A 15,164-nucleotide genomic window follows, 5' to 3' on the forward strand; every position below is an offset into this window, starting at 1 on the left:
CTATTGTGGCCAGGAAGCTTTTTTTCAGGCAAAAAAAACGCCCCGAACCAGCCGGGGCGTTTTTTCGAGGATGCGGCCTCGGGTGGAGCGTTTAGCGGATGCCGTCCTGACGCAGGGCGTTAGGCGTGAAGTCGGCGGTGCTGGCGGTGAAGCCGAAGTCATAGGCCGATTTTTCTTCGTTCTTCATGCCCAGGGCCAGGTAGCGACCGGACTGTAGGTCGTAAATGGTTTCCAGGGCATACCACGGCACTTGTTTGTCGTAGTAGTTCTCGGCATGGGCCTCGGCTACGCGCCACAGTTGGCCACGGCCGTCGTAGTGGTCGATGACTGCGGCTTGCCAGGTGTCTTCGTCGATGTAGAAGTCACGCTTGGCGTAGATGTGGCGCTGGCCTTCCTTCAGGGTCGCGGTCACGTGCCAGACACGACGCAGCTCGTAGCGCGTCAGGTCCTGGTTGATGTGGCCGGCCTTGATGATGTCCGCGTACTTGAGCTGCGGCGAATCGATCTTGTGGCTGTTGGAGGCGATATACAGCTCTTTTTTGCCTTCAAGCTTCCAGTCGTAGCGGTCCGGCGCACCGTTGTACATGTCCAGGTTGTCGGAGGTACGCAAGCCATCGGCGGCGGTACCCGGGCCGTCATAGGACACTTGCGGGGCGCGACGCACACGGCGCTGGCCGGCGTTGTAGACCCACGCCGAACGCGGTTCCTTCACCTGGTCGAGGGTTTCGTGGACGAGCAACACGCCGCCGGCCAGACGCGCCGGAGCGGTCACTTGCTGCTTGAAGTAGAACAGGATGTTGCCAGGGTTGGCCGGATCGAAATCCTTCATCTTGTCGCGGAACACGAACTGGTCACGGAAGTACACCAGGCTGTAGGAGCCGTTGGGCTGCGGCGTGGCCTGGGTCACCAGGCGCGTCACGCTGCCGCCGCGATAGCGGGTGATGTGGTTCCAGATCACCTCGACGCCACTCTGGGGAATCGGGAACGGCACAGCCGTCTCGAAATTCTCCAGACCGTTGCCGCCGGAGACCAGTTTGGTGTTGACCGCGTTTTTCTTGATGGAAGCAAACACTTCGTCCGGCACGGTAGCGCCGCGATGGGTCGGGTAGACCGGCATTTTGAAGGTTTCGGGGTAACGCTTGAACATCGCGTACTGGCCGGGCGCAAGCTTGGCCTTGTACTGCTCGACGTTCTGCGCGGTGATGGTGAACAGCGGCTTCTCACTGGCGTACGGGTCGGAGAGGAAGCCTTTGCCGTCGACGCTGCCGGCGTTCTTGGCCATGGGTTTCCAGGCGGAAATCGAACCATCGGCGTTGCCGGCCATTTCGGCGCCCATCGGCGTCAGGCTCTTGCCCAGTTTGTCGGCTTCGGCCGCAGGCACGGCGGCCATGACGCTGGCCGCCAAAAGCGACAGCCCCAGCACACCGACTTGCAACAGATTCTTGGTTATTTTCATAGTGTGTCGTCCTGAAATACGGTGCTTAGAAGTTCACGCCGACGCTGAGCGCCAGGAAGTCGCGATCATCCACGGTGCTGAAGTCGCCACCAAAGAAGTTGGTGTAGGCCAGGCTCGCGTTGTAAGTGTTCTGGTACTCGGCATCCAGCCCGAGGCTGACGGCTTTGCGGCCTTCCTCGAAGTTGGCGCCAGGACCTGGCGAGTAACCCTTGACGTCATGGGACCAGGCCACGTTGGGCTTGAGGTTCACACCGGCGAAGACATCCGGGTATTCCCAGATGGCGCGAGCGCGGTAGCCCCACGAGGTCGACGTGGTGAAGCCGTCGTTGTTGCAGTTGCTGTTCACCCCGCTGATGGTCTGGCCGCCACCTGCCGCAGTCGAGGTGTTGAGGGTATTGCAGAAGCCGTTGGGCAGTTCGCCCGGGCCGAACACCGGATCACGGCCGTAGCGCGCTTCGGAGCGGCTTTCCAGGCCGCCAACGTGGGTCACGCCCAACTCACCGACGAGGGTCAGGCGGCTGGCGCCCATGACCTGGTCGAGAAAGTGGGTGAAGGTGGTCTGGAACTGGGTGATCTCCTTGCGGCGATAGCCATGCAAGTCCTGGCCCGGCGCGCCGTCCAGTACGGAGGCGTTACCAAAGCCCGGAATTGGCGTGACACCGGCGAACAGGATGTCGGTGGTGCTCAGTTGTACCGGAGCGTTCGGCCGATAGCTCAGCTCACCACTCCACGCGGTGCCGGTGGGCAGCGTGGTGGAAAAGCTCAGGCCATAGAGCCGGATGTCTTCCGGGTACTCGACGAAGTAGTTCGAGTTACCCGCCACGATCACCGGACGCAATGCGGCCAACGGCCCCAGCGGCTGGGTATAGAACCGTGACGCGGCGCCCGTGGCGCTGAAGATTGGCGCCCGGCTGTGGTAGTTCATGAAGTAGGCGCCGAACTCGGTGTCCAGCGGCTCGAAGTTGTATTTGAACGACAGGCCCCACTGGCCGCTGTCACGGGCATCACGGTCGGGACCACGGCGAACCAGCACGCCCTCCTCGTTCACGTTGACGCCCAACGCCGTCAGGGTCGGCAAGGCTGCGCCCGGAATCCGCGAACGTTTGTTCAAGACGCGCAGGTTGTCGTCACAACCGTCGGCGATGACGTCCGGCTGCGAGAAGAACGTGCCGCAGTTGTCGACGACAGTCTGGTCCCATTCCAGTTGGTAGAACGCTTCGGCCGACAGGTTGTCGGTCAGGCTCTGGGACACGTAGAACATGTTGACCGGGATCAGCCCTTCCTTGACCTCGGCACCGGGGCGACGGAACGCGGACACGTCGACCGGGTTGATGGCGTTGATACCGCCCTGGATAAAGGTACTTTCACCCCAGCTGACCACTTGCTTGCCGAGGCGGACCGAGCCCGGCTGATCGGCGATATCGTAGTTGTGGTAGACGAACGCATCGAGGATCTGCCCGCCGGAGGACTTGGCGCCTTCCTTGCGGTTGCTGTCGCTGATGTCCTTGTACAGGCGGTTTTCGTCCTTGAGTTCGAAGTCGTACCAGTACTTGCCACGTACAAACACACCGGTGTCGCCGTACTTCAGCTCCAGGTCATGGATACCCTTGAAGATCTTCGAGAAGGTCTCCCCGCGCTTGAAGTTCAAGTGACCGTCGTCGGAGGTCTGGGACAGGCCCTTGCCACCGTTGTTGACGCCGATCAGGTCGCGGTTGGCCTTGGCCGTGGACCAGCTTGCGCCGACCGACAGGGCCGAGTCGAACTGGCCTTCGATTTCACCGATGTTGAAGCTGACGCCGAATGCCGGGCCGGCGAGCGAAGAGGCAAGACTGACGGCCAGAGGCAGTTTTGCCCGGCGCCAGAAAGTGTTTGCTGAGGTCATCGACGCAACTCCATGTGTTTTATTGTTATGGCAGTGGGCATTTCCGGAAACCCTGCGCCGTGCTGGCACGCGCGTCCCATTCCGAAAATCCTTGAGCGGACTATAGCCAGCAGGTAGTACGGCTTGATCCCTCTAAAGTGTGATTTGCAGCCTTCGACCACTCTGGAACAGTCCTTCGCCAGGCCGACGGATGTCGGCACGGCAAGGATGGCTGAATTTTCCGGTTTGACAAGACAAGCGCTTGCCGGGTGGGCCTGCCGTGCCCTTTTCAGGCACGGCGGGTACGCTCAGAGCGTCGAGAGGAAGGTGCTGTTGTTGCTCTGCCATTCGCTGATGTCGACGCGGATGCGCTTCTTGTCGAGCTTGCCGACGCTGGTCTTGGGAATTTCCGTAACAAGGGCGATCTGGCTCGGGATTGCCCACTTGCTCAAGTGCCCCAGCTCGACAAATGGCTTGAGGTGTTCCTTGAGCTCGCGAGCCCCGAGCTGGTGCCCTTCGCGAACAACCAGCAAGGCGAACGGGCGCTCGCCCCACTGCGGATCGGGGATGCCGACCACTGCTACTTCGCGTACCGCCGCATGACGGCTGATGAGGTCTTCCAGGTCCAGGGACGAGATCCATTCGCCGCCGGTCTTGATCACGTCCTTGATCCGGTCGCGAATGTCGATGAAGCCCATGCCGTCGAGCGTGGCGACGTCGCCGGTGTGCAGCCAGCCGCCCTTCCAGAGCTCGGCGCCTTTCTGCGGTTCGTTGAAATAACCTTCGGTGAGCCACGGCGCGCGCAGCACCAGTTCGCCCTGAGTCTCGCCGTCCGCGGGCAGGAAACAGCCCTCGCCGTCGACGATCGCTGCTTCCACCAGCGGCCCCGGCACGCCGGCCTTGATCCGGTAGGTGATGCGTTCGTCCTCACCGCCGGCCATCAGCTCGTCGTTGAGGTGCGCGCAGGATACCAGCGGCCCGGTTTCGGACATGCCGTAGGCGGCGGTGAGCTGGATGCCCTTGGCCTTGGCCGCCTCGTACAGGCTGCGGTTGAGGGCGCTGCCGCCGATGACGATTTTCCAGCCGCCGAAATCGGTTTGCTGGGCGCCCTTGGCGTTGAGGACCATCTGCAAAATGGTCGGCACGCAATGGGAAAAGGTGACCTTTTCCTTGCGCCACAGCTCGACCAGGAACTCCGGATCGTAACGCCCGGGATAGACCTGCTTGAGCCCGAGCATGGTCGCCACGTACGGCAGGCCCCAGGCATGTACGTGAAACATCGGCGTGATCGGCATGTACACATCGTTGGTGCCCAACAGCCGCACGCTGTCGATGGAGCCCATGATGGTCGACACGCCCAGGGTGTGCAGCACCAGTTGTCGATGGGTGAAGTACACGCCCTTGGGATTGCCCGTGGTGCCGGTGGTGTAGAACGTGGTGGCGACGGAGTTCTCGTCGAAATCCTGGAAATCATGAGCCGGGCTGGCGGCGGCCAGCAGTTGCTCATACTCGCCCACGAGGTTCGGCAGATCGGCGGTCTTGTCCGCCAGGTCGGTCAGCAGCAGCGTCTTCTTTACCGTGGTCAACTGACTGGCGATCGCCTGGTACAAACCGACGAATTCGCTGTTGACCAGCACGAAGCGGTCCTCGGCGTGGTTCATGGTGTAGAGGATCTGCTCCGGTGACAGGCGCACGTTGATGGTGTGGATCACCGCGCCGATCATCGGGATCGCGAACATGCATTCCAGGTAGCGATGACTGTCCCAGTCCATCACGGCAACGGTGTCACCGGCCTTCACCCCGGCCTCGGTCAGCACGTTGGCCAGCCGCGCGACGCGCTCGATCAGCGTCGGGTAGCTGTAGCGCAACTGGTCGCGGTAGACGATCTCGCGGGTTTTCTCGTAACGCGCACCGGACATCAGCAGCCGTTTGATCAGCAACGGGTATTGGTAGGCGCCTTCGGCTGGAGGGATAACGCGAGTCTGCAACATAAGGGTCCCTTTTCTGACTGCACGGTCTTGGCTGGAAGGTAAGCACTCTAAAGTGCCTGCCCGCGGATCAAATCAGCCGAAGGAATGATTTCATCCGCCCGCAAATACTAGCCTTGAGCCATCTCAGGGACATGTTCAGGCGCGGTCAGTGCGCCTCGGTGAAGGCCAGTTTCACGCCAATGGCCACCAGCACGGCGCCCATGGTCCGGTCGAACCAGTGGCCCATGCGGGCGAAACCGGCACGCACCCGCGCCTGGCTGAACAGCATCGCCACCATGCAGAACCACGCCGCCGTGGCGATCGCCAGGTACACGCCGTAGCCGGCCTGGATCGCCAGCGGCGTATGGGGATTGATCACCACGGTGAACAGCGACAGGAAGAACAGCGTTGCCTTGGGGTTCAGGCCATTAGTGACAAAGCCTGCGGTGAACGCACCGCGAGCGGTACGCTCGCCAGCCTCCTTGTGCAGGTTTTCTCCGGAAGCCTTGGCCGGTTGCGCGCGCAGGGCCTTGAAGCCGATGTACAGCAGGTACGCGGCCGCGGCCCACTTCAGCGCGTTGAACAGCACGATCGATTGGGACACGATCAGGCCGATGCCCAGCAACGAATACCCCACATGCAGGAAAATCGCCGTGCCGACGCCCAGCGCCGTCCAGGTCCCGGCACGTCGGCCATGGGTCACGCTTTCGCGCACCACCACGGCAAAGTCCGGACCGGGGCTGGCGACCGCCAGCAGGTGGATCAGGGCGACGGTGAGGAATTCGGTGAGGTACATGGTGGGCTCCTTGCGACATCTCTTGGTGAATGAAATCCCGTGGCCAGGGAGCTTGCTCCCTGGCCACGATTCATCTGATAGGCTCGCCACATTACGCCTTCGGTTCTTTACATGACAGGTACAGCTGATGACGAACACCGCCCGCGCCGTTTTTCTCGACCACCCATCCCTGGACCTCGGCGACCTGGACCTAGGCCCGTTGCGCGATTGCTTCAGCGAACTGCAATTGTTCGCCGGGACCCGCCAGGACGAGGTGACCGAGCGACTCAAGGGGGCGACGGTGGCGATCACCAACAAGGTAGTGATCGACGCGGCAGCCATGGCCGCCAGCCCCGAACTGAAGCTGATCCTGATCAGCGCTACCGGCACCAATAACGTCGACCTCGCCGCTGCCCGCCACCACGGCATCACCGTGTGCAATTGCCAAGGCTACGGCACGCCGTCGGTGGCCCAGCACACGATCATGCTGTTGCTGAACCTGGCGACGCGCCTCGCCGACTACCAGAGAGCCGTGGCTGAAGGTCGCTGGCAACAGGCTTCGCAGTTCTGCCTGCTGGACTATCCGATTGTCGAGCTGCAAGGCAAGACCCTGGGTTTGCTCGGCCATGGCGAACTGGGCGGCGCCGTCGCCCGGCTGGCGCAAGCCTTTGGCATGCGTGTGCTGCTGGGGCAGATTCCGGGGCGTCCGGCACGGCCGGATCGCTTGCCGCTGGATGAGCTGTTACCGCAGATCGATGCCCTGACCCTGCACTGCCCGCTCAACGAGCACACCCGCCACTTCATCGGCGCGCGCGAACTGGCGCTGCTCAAGCCCGGCACGTTCGTGGTCAACACCGCCCGTGGCGGCCTGATTGACGAACAGGCCCTGGCCGACGCCTTGCGCAGCGGTCACCTGGGCGGTGCGGCCAGCGACGTGCTGAGCGTGGAGCCGCCGACCCAAGGCAATCCCTTGCTGGCCGGCGACATTCCGCGACTGATCATCACCCCGCACAACGCCTGGGGCAGCCGCGAGGCGCGGCAGCGGATCGTCGGCCAACTGACGGAAAACGCCAAAGGCTTTTTCAGCGGTACAGCGCGCCGGGTCGTCAGTTGATAAACTGCCGCAATTTTTTACAAGGAGCAGACCATGGATCCGCGCAGTGAAGTACTGCTTCGTCAGCCCGAATTATTCCAGGGCCCGGTCCTGCTGGCCGGCCTGCCCGCCGACGATCTGCTCGGCCGTTTGCCCGAGGCCCATGGCTGGTGCTGGCATGCCGGCGACCAGGCCGCGCTGGATGCGCGCTTTGCGCAACGTAGCCACTTTGGCGTGAACGTACCCGAGCGGGAATTCGAAACGGCCGTGGTGTTCCTGCCCAAGGCCAAGGACCTGACCGACTACATTCTCAACGCCGTGGCCGCGCGCCTGGCCGGTCGCGAGGTGTACCTGGTGGGGGAAAAGCGCAGCGGCATCGAAGGCGCTTCCAAGCAGCTCAACCCGTTCGGCAAGCCACGCAAGCTCGACAGCGCGCGGCATTGCCAACTGTGGCAAGTCACCGTCGCCAACGCCCCGCAGGCCAAGCCGCTGGAAAGCCTGGCGCAAACCTACGAGCTGCCCTTGGCCGAAGGCCCGTTGAAAGTGATCAGCCTGCCGGGGGTGTTCAGCCATGGTCGGCTGGATCGCGGCAGTGCGTTGCTGCTGGAGCACCTGGACAAGCTGCCCAGCGGCCATCTGCTGGATTTCGGTTGTGGTGCCGGTGTACTGGGCGCGGCGGTCAAGCGCCGCTACCCGCACAATACCGTCACCCTGTTGGACGTGGACGCCTTTGCCGCCGCCAGCAGCCGCCTGACCCTCGCGGCCAACGGGCTGGAAGCCGAGGTGTTGACCGGTGATGGAATCGATGCCGCGCCCATGGGCCTGAACGCAATCCTGAGCAATCCACCCTTCCATGTCGGCGTGCACACCGATTATCACGCCACGGAAAACCTGCTGCGAAAAGCGGCCAAACATCTGAAAAACGGCGGCGAACTGCGCTTGGTCGCGAACAGTTTCCTCAAGTACCAGCCGCTGATCGAGGAGCATCTGGGCACGTGCACGATCAAGGCCGAAGGCCAGGGTTTTCGCATCTACCGAGCCAAGCGTGGCTAAGGCGTTTTTGAAAAACAGCGCTTGCCCAAACGGATTTGCCTAGGCAGAATCCGCTCCGTCCTAGGGGAGTAGTCTCCCGCGAGCGCCATGCTCGCCCGGCATACGTCAACATACTTGGTCAGCAGACCATGGCGTATGCGGCCCAAGCGTCCACGCAGATGGTCGCTGGGTTTGACAAGACCTATGACACGCACACCTTACCCGGGGCGGGAAGGCTGTACGTGTCATAGCCGTGTCGACCCGCCCCTCTTAGGAACCACCTGATGCTGGACTCTTTCCTGGTACCCACCGCCATCGTTGCGCTGGCCGAAATCGGCGACAAGACGCAATTGCTCGCGCTCATCCTCGCCGCACGCTTTCGCAAACCATGGCCGATCATTGCCGGCATCGTCGCCGCAACCCTGGCCAACCATGCGGCGGCTGGCGCGGTAGGTGCCTGGGTCAGCGGGTTCTTCTCCGACTCGGTGTTGCACTGGATCCTCGCGGCGAGCTTTGCCGCCACCGCGCTGTGGACCCTGGTGCCGGACAAGCTGGACGACGAGGAAGCCAATACGGCTCGCAGGTTCGGACCTTTCCTGACCACGCTGATCGCGTTTTTCCTGGCGGAAATCGGTGACAAGACCCAGATCGCCACGGTGATGCTTGCCGCGCAGTACCCGGAGTTGTGGCTGGTGATCATCGGCACCACCGTGGGTATGTTGATCGCTAACGTGCCGGTGGTACTGGCGGGCAATTTCGCCGCCGAGAAACTGCCGCTTGCCCTCATCCGCCGCCTGGCCGCCTCGGCGTTTTTCATCCTGGCGATCGTCGCGGTGTACAAGGCGATGCAGAGTAGTGGGTGGGTTTGATCCGATTCCAGAGCTACCGCGTTATCGTTCTTCGCGAGCAGGCTCGCTCCCACAGTTAACCGCTTTGTCTTTGTGGGAGCGAGCCTGCTCGCGAAGAGGCCGGCAGGTTCGCCCTTACTTCCTGGCCTGCTGGTAAAGCGGCATCACCTTCGGAATCGCCGCCTGCAACGAGGCGATCCGGCTCGTCGACGAGGGGTGGGTGCTCATGAATTCCGGTGGAGCCCCTTCCGAAGCCTTGGCCATCTTGTTCCACAGGGTGATCGCCGCGTTCGGGTCGTAACCGGCCCGGGCGGCCAGCTCGAGGCCGATCAGGTCGGCTTCGTTCTCGTTGCCACGGCTGTTGGGCAAGGTCATGCCGTAGTTGGCCACGGTGTCGGCCAGCGCCAGGCTGTCCTGGCCCAGGCCGAATATGGCACCGGCGCCCTGCTTGGCCATTTCGATGCCGTAGGCCTTGGACATCGCTTCACGGCCGTGCTCGCGCAAGGCGTGGGCGATTTCATGGCCCATGATCGCGGCGATCTCAGCGTCGGTCAGCTTCAACTGATCGATCAGGCCGGTATAGAACATGATCTTGCCGCCAGGACCGCAGTTGGCGTTGAGCTCATCACTCTTGATCAGGTTCACTTCCCAGTTCCACTGCGCCGAATCCGGGCGGAACACTGGCGCCTGGGCAATCAGACGGTCGGCAATGACCTGGAGGCGCTTGGCATCGCTGCTGGTCTTGTCCAGGGCACCTTGGGAGCTCGCCTCACCCAACGTCTTCTGATAGGACTGCGCATACATCTGGTTGACCTCAGCGGTCGACAGCATGCTGAACATGTACTGCTTGCGTTCCACCCCCACGGCTCCGCCGCTGGTGGTATTGACCGATTGGCAACCGGCGAGCAGCAGAGCCGCGCCCAAAGCGCTCACCATCAAAGTCTTGTTCATACAAAAGAAGCTCCATGGAATCGTGGGCGTATCCTAGGCCCTGATTGGTATCGGCGCCAGATACGAAGCGAGGGATTACCGATTTTCGGACAAGTCCCCCTTGGCCCGATTGCGACACCGGTCTAGCCAAAACAGTCATCCGACGAACAGTGCCTCATGCCACGCCCCGGAAACGCCGATAAAAAGTCCAGACGTCACTTCCGCGTCCGGAGCCTTTATGAAATTCAGATCGATCCAGTTTTCCGTTGCCGCCCTGGCTGGTGCCATCGTGCTCAGCGTGGTCGGCGCCCTGGTGCTGTACGCATTATTCGCCGGCGCCCGCACCCAGGACATGGTGCAACAGCGGACCAAGGCGCAGTTCGAGCAACTCATCGAGCAACGCCTCAGTGCGCTGGCCCGCACCCAGGCCAGCCTGATCCAGCGCGAACTCGAAGCGCCGCTGCTGCTCGCTCGTGGGCTTGCCACCAGCAACGCCTTGATGGGCATGAACGGAACGGACGGCAACCCGCAACTGAAGATCCCGCGCGAGCAAATGATCAGCCTGCTGCGTGAAACCGTGGTGCGCAATCCGAAGATTCTCGGTGCCTACATCGCCTGGGAACCGAACGCCATCGACCACGACGACGCCCGCTATGTAGACAGTCAGGTGCTGGGCATGGAAACCAACGGACGCTTCCTGCCATGGTGGTTTCGCAATCAGGACGGCACCCTGGGCCTGGAAAAACTCGCCGACGTGACGGACCAGAAACTGCTGTCCACCGGCATTCGTGCCAGTGAATATTACCTGTGCTCCCAGGACAGCAAAAAAGCCTGCGTGATCGATCCCGCGCCGTACCGCGTCGGCGACACCATGACCATGCTCGCCTCGTTCATCGAGCCAATCCTGGTCGATGGCAAGTTCCAGGGCATCGTCGGCGCCGATCTGTCGGTGAACTTCATCCAGGACATGCTCGTCGCCGCCGACGCCAAGCTGTACGACGGCGCCGGGGAAATGGCCCTGCTCGCCAGCAACAACCGGCTGGTGGCCTTCACCAAGGACCCAGGCAAACTCGGCGAGAAAGCCAGCGACCTGCTGGACGCCAACGAACTGGATAACCTGACCCGGCTCGGCATCGGTGAAGTGCGTTACGACATCGACGAAGAACACGGCCATCTGGAGGTGTACATGCCTTTCGGTATCGGCCAGACCGAGGCGCGCTGGACGTTGATGTTGCAGTTGCCGCTGAATGCCGTGATGGCGGATCTGCAAGCCTTGCAGAAAGACCTCGACGATCAGCGCGAAACCGACATCTTCGGCATGGCCATGGTCGGCCTGGCGATTGCCGCGATCGGCCTGTTGGTGATCTGGCTGGTGGGCCACGGTATCGCCCGGCCGCTCAAGCAAATGGTGGCGATGCTCGACGACATTGCCCAGGGCGAAGGCGACCTGACCCGCCGGCTGACCAGCGACCGCGCCGATGAATTGGGGGCCATCGCCAAGGGCTTCAACACGTTCCTGAGCAAATTGCAGGGGATGATCACTCAGGTAGTGACCTCGGTGCAGAGCGTCAGCGATTCGTCGGAACACACCGCCGACATCGCGATCCGCACCAACCAGGGCGTGCACAAGCAGTTGTCGGAAATCGATCAGGTCGCCACCGCCGTGCACGAAATGACCGCCACTGCCCAGGACGTGGCGCGGAATGCGAGCCAGGCAGCCCAAGCCGCCAGCCACGCCGACCAGGCCGCCAGCCAGGGCATGCAAATCGTGCGCGACACTTCCAGTTCCATCGGAGCCCTTGCCGTGGAGATTGGCAAGGCCGTGGGCGTGGTGCAGACGTTGGCCAAGGACAGCGAAAACATCAACGCGATTCTCACCGCCATCCGCGGGATCGCCGAGCAGACCAACCTGCTGGCGCTCAACGCGGCCATCGAGGCTGCACGGGCCGGTGAGCAGGGTCGCGGTTTTGCCGTGGTCGCCGATGAAGTGCGCAACCTGGCGCAGAAGACCCAGCAGGCCACCGAAGAAATCCAGTCGATGATCCAACAGCTGCAGCAGGGGACGCGGGACGTGGTGCGGGTGATGGAAGACAGCCAGCAGCGTACCGATGAAAGTGTGCAGCACGCGGCAAAAGCGGCTCAGGCCCTGGAGACGATCACCCAGGCCGTGTCGGTGATCAGCGACATGAACACCCAGATCGCCAGCGCTGCCGAGGAACAAAGCGCGGTGGCCGATGACATCAACCGTAACGTGATCAACATCGGCCAGGTGGCAAACGAAGTGGCAAGCGGCGCCGACGAGTCCAGCGCGGCCAGTGCCGGGCTGACCAGGCTGGCGGAGCAGCAACGGCGGTTGATCAATCAGTTCAGGGTTTGATCCAACGCCGCCATCGCGAGCAAGCTCGCTCCCACAAAATAGATACGGGTCGCCACAAACTTTTGTGGTGCCCTGCATCCCTGTGGGAGCGAGCTTGCTCGCGATGGGGCCGTGCCAGGCTGAATTGCTTCGCCTGACAGAGCGTATTCGCGAGCAGGCTCGCTCCCACAGAAAGGCTGCGGCTCGCCACAGCATTTTGGGTGACTTGCTATTCCCTGTGGGAGCGAGCCTGCTCGCGAAGGGGCCAGTGCTGTCGCCAAAGAACTCAGGCCGGGGTCAGGCATTCCGGCCCATTGAGTTTCGGGTCGTTGACCATGTTCGCCAAAACCCGCTCGCGCAGTTGCCCTGGCTCGCTCGCCAGCAGCCCCTGCAAGGCATGCAAGGGTGTCTCGGGGTCGAGCCACAAGCGCTGGCCCTCTTCATCCAGAATCAACGGTCGGCGCTGACCGGCCGCCGGCTGGGTGATGACCGCCGTGCTCAGCCAAACCTGTTCCTGCACCGGGTACGCTTCCCAGATCGCCGCAAAGAACAGCGATGAGCCCTCCCCCGGCGTCAGCCAGTACGGGCGCTTGCGCGTGCCGCCGCGCCACTCGTAAAAACCATTGGCGGGCAGCAGGCAACGACGCAAACGCAGCGCTTCGCGGAACATCGGTTGCTCGGCCACGGTTTCGGCGCGGGCGTGCGCCGGGGTGCGGGACAGATCGGTCAGCCACGGCGGCGTCAGGCCCCAACGCGCCCGTGCCAGTTCGCGCTGTCCATCCGCGCCGGCGCGCAGCATCAGCACCGAGTCATTGGGCGAGATATTCCATTGGGCCTTCTGGTCGGCAGGGAAGCCGGGCAAGGCCGCGAAAGCGGGGTTCCAGCGAAACAGGGCATAACGTCCACACATGGGGCAACACGACTCTTGTATCAAACGGCCGCCAGCCTAACAGACCAGCGTACCGGGGTAACTGTCAGGCTCATCGCCCGGCACCGGCATCGCGGCATTGTAGGCGGCGATCAGCTCCCGGGCGTACTGCGCCTGCTCGTCCTCCACCGCCAGCCCCAGCAGACCGTACATCGGCAGCTCACCCGCGCCGCCCACCAGATCGCGGCCCACCAGGTGCGCCGTGATGCCTTCGCTGGCGAGCATGCCCTGGAGCAATTCGCCTTCCATCAGGTTTTCCAGCTCGTAGATTCGCTGCATGGCCGCCCCATCATTCGTTTTCGCTGAAGACCTCAAGGTGCCATTCGTCTTCGTGGACCTGCAGGACGAAAGTAATCGGTCGGCAACAGACCTGGCAGTCTTCGATGTAGGTCTGGTCGCCGCCGGACAAATCCACGGAAGACTCCACCTCTTCCCCACAATACGGACATTCATAATGAGCAGCTTCCAGCATCGCGGTCTCCCAAGTGACTTGTGCGTATAATCGCCGGTCTATTTGCAGGGCTATTTTTGCCTGGACTATCTTCCAGGTCGTGCCCCGTCGGTTTTTCGATCGAACCTTTACTTACCCTAGCCGTTTCCAACAAGAGAGCATGATGGGCGAATTCGATGCCATCCGACCTTACAACGACAGCGAAGTCCCAGCGGTGCTGGCACGGCTGCTCAGCGACAAGGCGTTTCTAGATATCCTCACCCACTTCCGCTTCCCGCGCCTGGCCGGCGCTTTCGGCTGGATGCTCAAACCTCTTATAGCGCAGAAGTTGCGTCGAGAGTTCGCCGGTGTGACCTCCGTTGCCACGTTGCAGGACAAAGTCGAGTTCTACGTCGACCACACCATCGAGCGTGCCACCGATGGCGTGACCTACACCGGGGTCGAGCAATTCAAGTCCGGCAATGCCTACCTGTTCATCGCCAACCACCGCGACATCGTGATGGACCCGGCCTTCGTCAACTATGCCGTGTACCACGCCGGCCTGCCGACGCCGCGCATCGCGATTGGCGACAACCTGCTGCAAAAGCCCTTCGTCAGCGACCTGATGCGCCTGAACAAGAGCTTCATCGTGCACCGCTCCATCACCGGTCGCCGGGAAAAAATGGCGGCGTACCAGTTGCTGTCGGCCTACATCAACCACTCGATCCGCAACGATTGCGCCTCGATCTGGATCGCCCAGGCCGAGGGCCGGGCGAAGGACGGTGATGACCGGACCGAGTCGGCGATCCTGAAAATGTTCCACATGAGCCGCAAGGACGAGCCGTTCGGCGAGGTCATCCGCTCGTTGAACCTGACGCCGGTGTCGATCAGCTACGAATATGACCCGTGCGACCAGGCCAAGGCCCGCGAGCTGTACATCCGCGCCACCACCGGCACGTACACCAAGGCGCCGGGCGAGGACGACGTCAGCATTGCCAAGGGCATCACCGGTTATAAGGGCCGGGTCCACGTGAACTTTGCCGCGCCGATCACCGAACTGTTCGAGGACACCAAACAACTGGCCATGGAGATGGACCGGCAGATACTCGGCGGCTATCGCCTGTTCCCGGTGCATTACCTGGCCTACGCGCAATGGGCCGATGCCGACCCGCAGTTGCAGGTTCCGACGGCGGCCGAGGTGTTCGGTGCCGAAGAACTGGCCAAGGCTGAAGAAGAATGGCAGCGCCGGCTGGAAGCCTGCCCGGAGGAACACCGACCGTTCCTGGTGCTGCAATATGCGACGCCGGTGCGGAACCAGTATCGGGTCAGGGCGGGGCTGGCGCTTTAAAGCCGCGCAAGGACGACGCGGAATCTTGTGGCGAGGGAGCTTGCTCCCGCTCGATTGCGCAGCAATCGCAAAACGGTTTGTGTTCAGAGGGGGCCGCTATGCACTGGAGCGCCAGCCGGCCCAGCGGGAGCAAGCTC

13 protein-coding genes, 1 pseudogene and 1 riboswitch are annotated in these 15,164 nt (G+C 62.4%); of the genes and pseudogenes, 6 read left to right on the forward strand and 8 right to left on the reverse strand.

The window, feature by feature from the left end; genetic code table 11:
• Positions 1–91 precede the first annotated feature (91 nt).
• The 4 genes from J3P97_RS22330 to J3P97_RS22345 form a co-directional block, all read right to left on the reverse strand.
• The gene (locus J3P97_RS22330; RefSeq protein ID WP_434571896.1) at positions 92–1,456 is read right to left on the reverse strand and encodes a DUF1329 domain-containing protein; all 1,365 of its coding nucleotides are present in this window, start codon (positions 1,454–1,456) and stop codon (positions 92–94) included.
• Positions 1,457–1,481: 25 nt separating this feature from the next.
• Positions 1,482–3,338, reverse strand: coding sequence for a DUF1302 domain-containing protein (locus tag J3P97_RS22335; protein ID WP_434628401.1), 1,857 nt, complete (start codon positions 3,336–3,338; stop codon positions 1,482–1,484).
• A 287-nt stretch (positions 3,339–3,625) separates the two neighbouring features.
• The gene (locus J3P97_RS22340; RefSeq protein WP_434672791.1) at positions 3,626–5,308 is read right to left on the reverse strand and encodes a fatty acid--CoA ligase; all 1,683 of its coding nucleotides are present in this window, start codon (positions 5,306–5,308) and stop codon (positions 3,626–3,628) included.
• A gap of 145 nt (positions 5,309–5,453) precedes the next feature.
• A complete protein-coding gene (locus tag J3P97_RS22345; RefSeq protein WP_305498896.1) occupies positions 5,454–6,083 on the reverse strand; it encodes a LysE family transporter in 630 nt (209 codons plus the stop codon).
• Between the two features lie 127 nt (positions 6,084–6,210).
• Between J3P97_RS22345 and J3P97_RS22350 the strand changes: the two genes are divergently transcribed.
• The 3 genes from J3P97_RS22350 to J3P97_RS22360 all read left to right on the forward strand — a co-directional run bounded on the left by J3P97_RS22350 (position 6,211) and on the right by J3P97_RS22360 (position 9,056).
• On the forward strand, positions 6,211–7,176 hold the full coding sequence (locus J3P97_RS22350) for a 2-hydroxyacid dehydrogenase (protein ID WP_434672792.1): 966 nt from the start codon (positions 6,211–6,213) through the stop codon (positions 7,174–7,176).
• 33 nt (positions 7,177–7,209) lie between these two features.
• Positions 7,210–8,208, forward strand: a complete 999-nt coding sequence (locus J3P97_RS22355; RefSeq protein WP_434571887.1) for a methyltransferase — start codon at positions 7,210–7,212, stop codon at positions 8,206–8,208.
• A 50-nt stretch (positions 8,209–8,258) separates the two neighbouring features.
• A riboswitch (yybP-ykoY riboswitch) is annotated at positions 8,259–8,381 on the forward strand.
• 90 nt (positions 8,382–8,471) lie between these two features.
• Positions 8,472–9,056: a TMEM165/GDT1 family protein gene (locus J3P97_RS22360; protein ID WP_305498893.1), complete on the forward strand. Its 585-nt coding sequence runs from the start codon at positions 8,472–8,474 to the stop codon at positions 9,054–9,056.
• Positions 9,057–9,170: 114 nt separating this feature from the next.
• Here J3P97_RS22360 and J3P97_RS22365 read toward each other — a convergent pair whose 3' ends face one another.
• On the reverse strand, positions 9,171–9,986 hold the full coding sequence (locus J3P97_RS22365) for a M48 family metallopeptidase (RefSeq protein ID WP_434571884.1): 816 nt from the start codon (positions 9,984–9,986) through the stop codon (positions 9,171–9,173).
• 1,393 nt (positions 9,987–11,379) lie between these two features.
• Here J3P97_RS22365 and J3P97_RS22370 point away from each other — a divergent pair.
• Both J3P97_RS22370 and J3P97_RS22375 read left to right on the forward strand, forming a co-directional pair.
• A pseudogene (locus J3P97_RS22370) lies at positions 11,380–11,436 on the forward strand (hypothetical protein); the annotation flags it as partial.
• A gap of 201 nt (positions 11,437–11,637) precedes the next feature.
• Complete coding sequence (locus tag J3P97_RS22375) at positions 11,638–12,342, forward strand: methyl-accepting chemotaxis protein (RefSeq protein WP_434674582.1); 705 nt, start codon at positions 11,638–11,640, stop codon at positions 12,340–12,342.
• A 265-nt stretch (positions 12,343–12,607) separates the two neighbouring features.
• Here J3P97_RS22375 and J3P97_RS22380 read toward each other — a convergent pair whose 3' ends face one another.
• The 3 genes from J3P97_RS22380 to J3P97_RS22390 are packed head-to-tail and all read right to left on the reverse strand — an operon-like array spanning position 12,608 to position 13,721.
• On the reverse strand, positions 12,608–13,231 hold the full coding sequence (locus J3P97_RS22380; protein ID WP_305498889.1) for an SOS response-associated peptidase: 624 nt from the start codon (positions 13,229–13,231) through the stop codon (positions 12,608–12,610).
• Positions 13,232–13,267: 36 nt separating this feature from the next.
• A complete protein-coding gene (locus tag J3P97_RS22385) occupies positions 13,268–13,528 on the reverse strand; it encodes a putative signal transducing protein (protein WP_305498888.1) in 261 nt (86 codons plus the stop codon).
• Between the two features lie 10 nt (positions 13,529–13,538).
• Entirely contained in the window at positions 13,539–13,721 is a 183-nt protein-coding gene (locus tag J3P97_RS22390; RefSeq protein ID WP_434558602.1) for a CPXCG motif-containing cysteine-rich protein, read from the reverse strand.
• Between the two features lie 139 nt (positions 13,722–13,860).
• Here J3P97_RS22390 and J3P97_RS22395 point away from each other — a divergent pair, with 139 nt between their 5' ends.
• On the forward strand, positions 13,861–15,027 hold the full coding sequence (locus J3P97_RS22395; protein ID WP_305498886.1) for a 1-acyl-sn-glycerol-3-phosphate acyltransferase: 1,167 nt from the start codon (positions 13,861–13,863) through the stop codon (positions 15,025–15,027).
• Positions 15,028–15,164 lie beyond the last annotated feature (137 nt).

The organism is Pseudomonas sp. R1-15 (assembly GCF_051132085.1).
In the GTDB taxonomy this organism is placed as follows: Bacteria; Pseudomonadota; Gammaproteobacteria; order Pseudomonadales; family Pseudomonadaceae; genus Aquipseudomonas.

Bases quoted from the DNA above. Each gene is read 5' to 3' on its own strand.
- J3P97_RS22330 (WP_434571896.1), bottom strand. From the start codon at position 1,456: ATGAAAATAACCAAGAATCTGTTGCAAGTCGGTGTGCTGGGGCTGTCG.
- J3P97_RS22335 (WP_434628401.1), bottom strand. From the start codon at position 3,338: ATGACCTCAGCAAACACTTTCTGGCGCCGGGCAAAACTGCCTCTGGCC.
- J3P97_RS22340 (WP_434672791.1), bottom strand. From the start codon at position 5,308: ATGTTGCAGACTCGCGTTATCCCTCCAGCCGAAGGCGCCTACCAATAC.
- J3P97_RS22345 (WP_305498896.1), bottom strand. From the start codon at position 6,083: ATGTACCTCACCGAATTCCTCACCGTCGCCCTGATCCACCTGCTGGCG.
- J3P97_RS22350 (WP_434672792.1), top strand. From the start codon at position 6,211: ATGACGAACACCGCCCGCGCCGTTTTTCTCGACCACCCATCCCTGGAC.
- J3P97_RS22355 (WP_434571887.1), top strand. From the start codon at position 7,210: ATGGATCCGCGCAGTGAAGTACTGCTTCGTCAGCCCGAATTATTCCAG.
- J3P97_RS22360 (WP_305498893.1), top strand. From the start codon at position 8,472: ATGCTGGACTCTTTCCTGGTACCCACCGCCATCGTTGCGCTGGCCGAA.
- J3P97_RS22365 (WP_434571884.1), bottom strand. From the start codon at position 9,986: ATGAACAAGACTTTGATGGTGAGCGCTTTGGGCGCGGCTCTGCTGCTC.
- J3P97_RS22375 (WP_434674582.1), top strand. From the start codon at position 11,638: ATGACCGCCACTGCCCAGGACGTGGCGCGGAATGCGAGCCAGGCAGCC.
- J3P97_RS22380 (WP_305498889.1), bottom strand. From the start codon at position 13,231: ATGTGTGGACGTTATGCCCTGTTTCGCTGGAACCCCGCTTTCGCGGCC.
- J3P97_RS22385 (WP_305498888.1), bottom strand. From the start codon at position 13,528: ATGCAGCGAATCTACGAGCTGGAAAACCTGATGGAAGGCGAATTGCTC.
- J3P97_RS22390 (WP_434558602.1), bottom strand. From the start codon at position 13,721: ATGCTGGAAGCTGCTCATTATGAATGTCCGTATTGTGGGGAAGAGGTG.
- J3P97_RS22395 (WP_305498886.1), top strand. From the start codon at position 13,861: ATGATGGGCGAATTCGATGCCATCCGACCTTACAACGACAGCGAAGTC.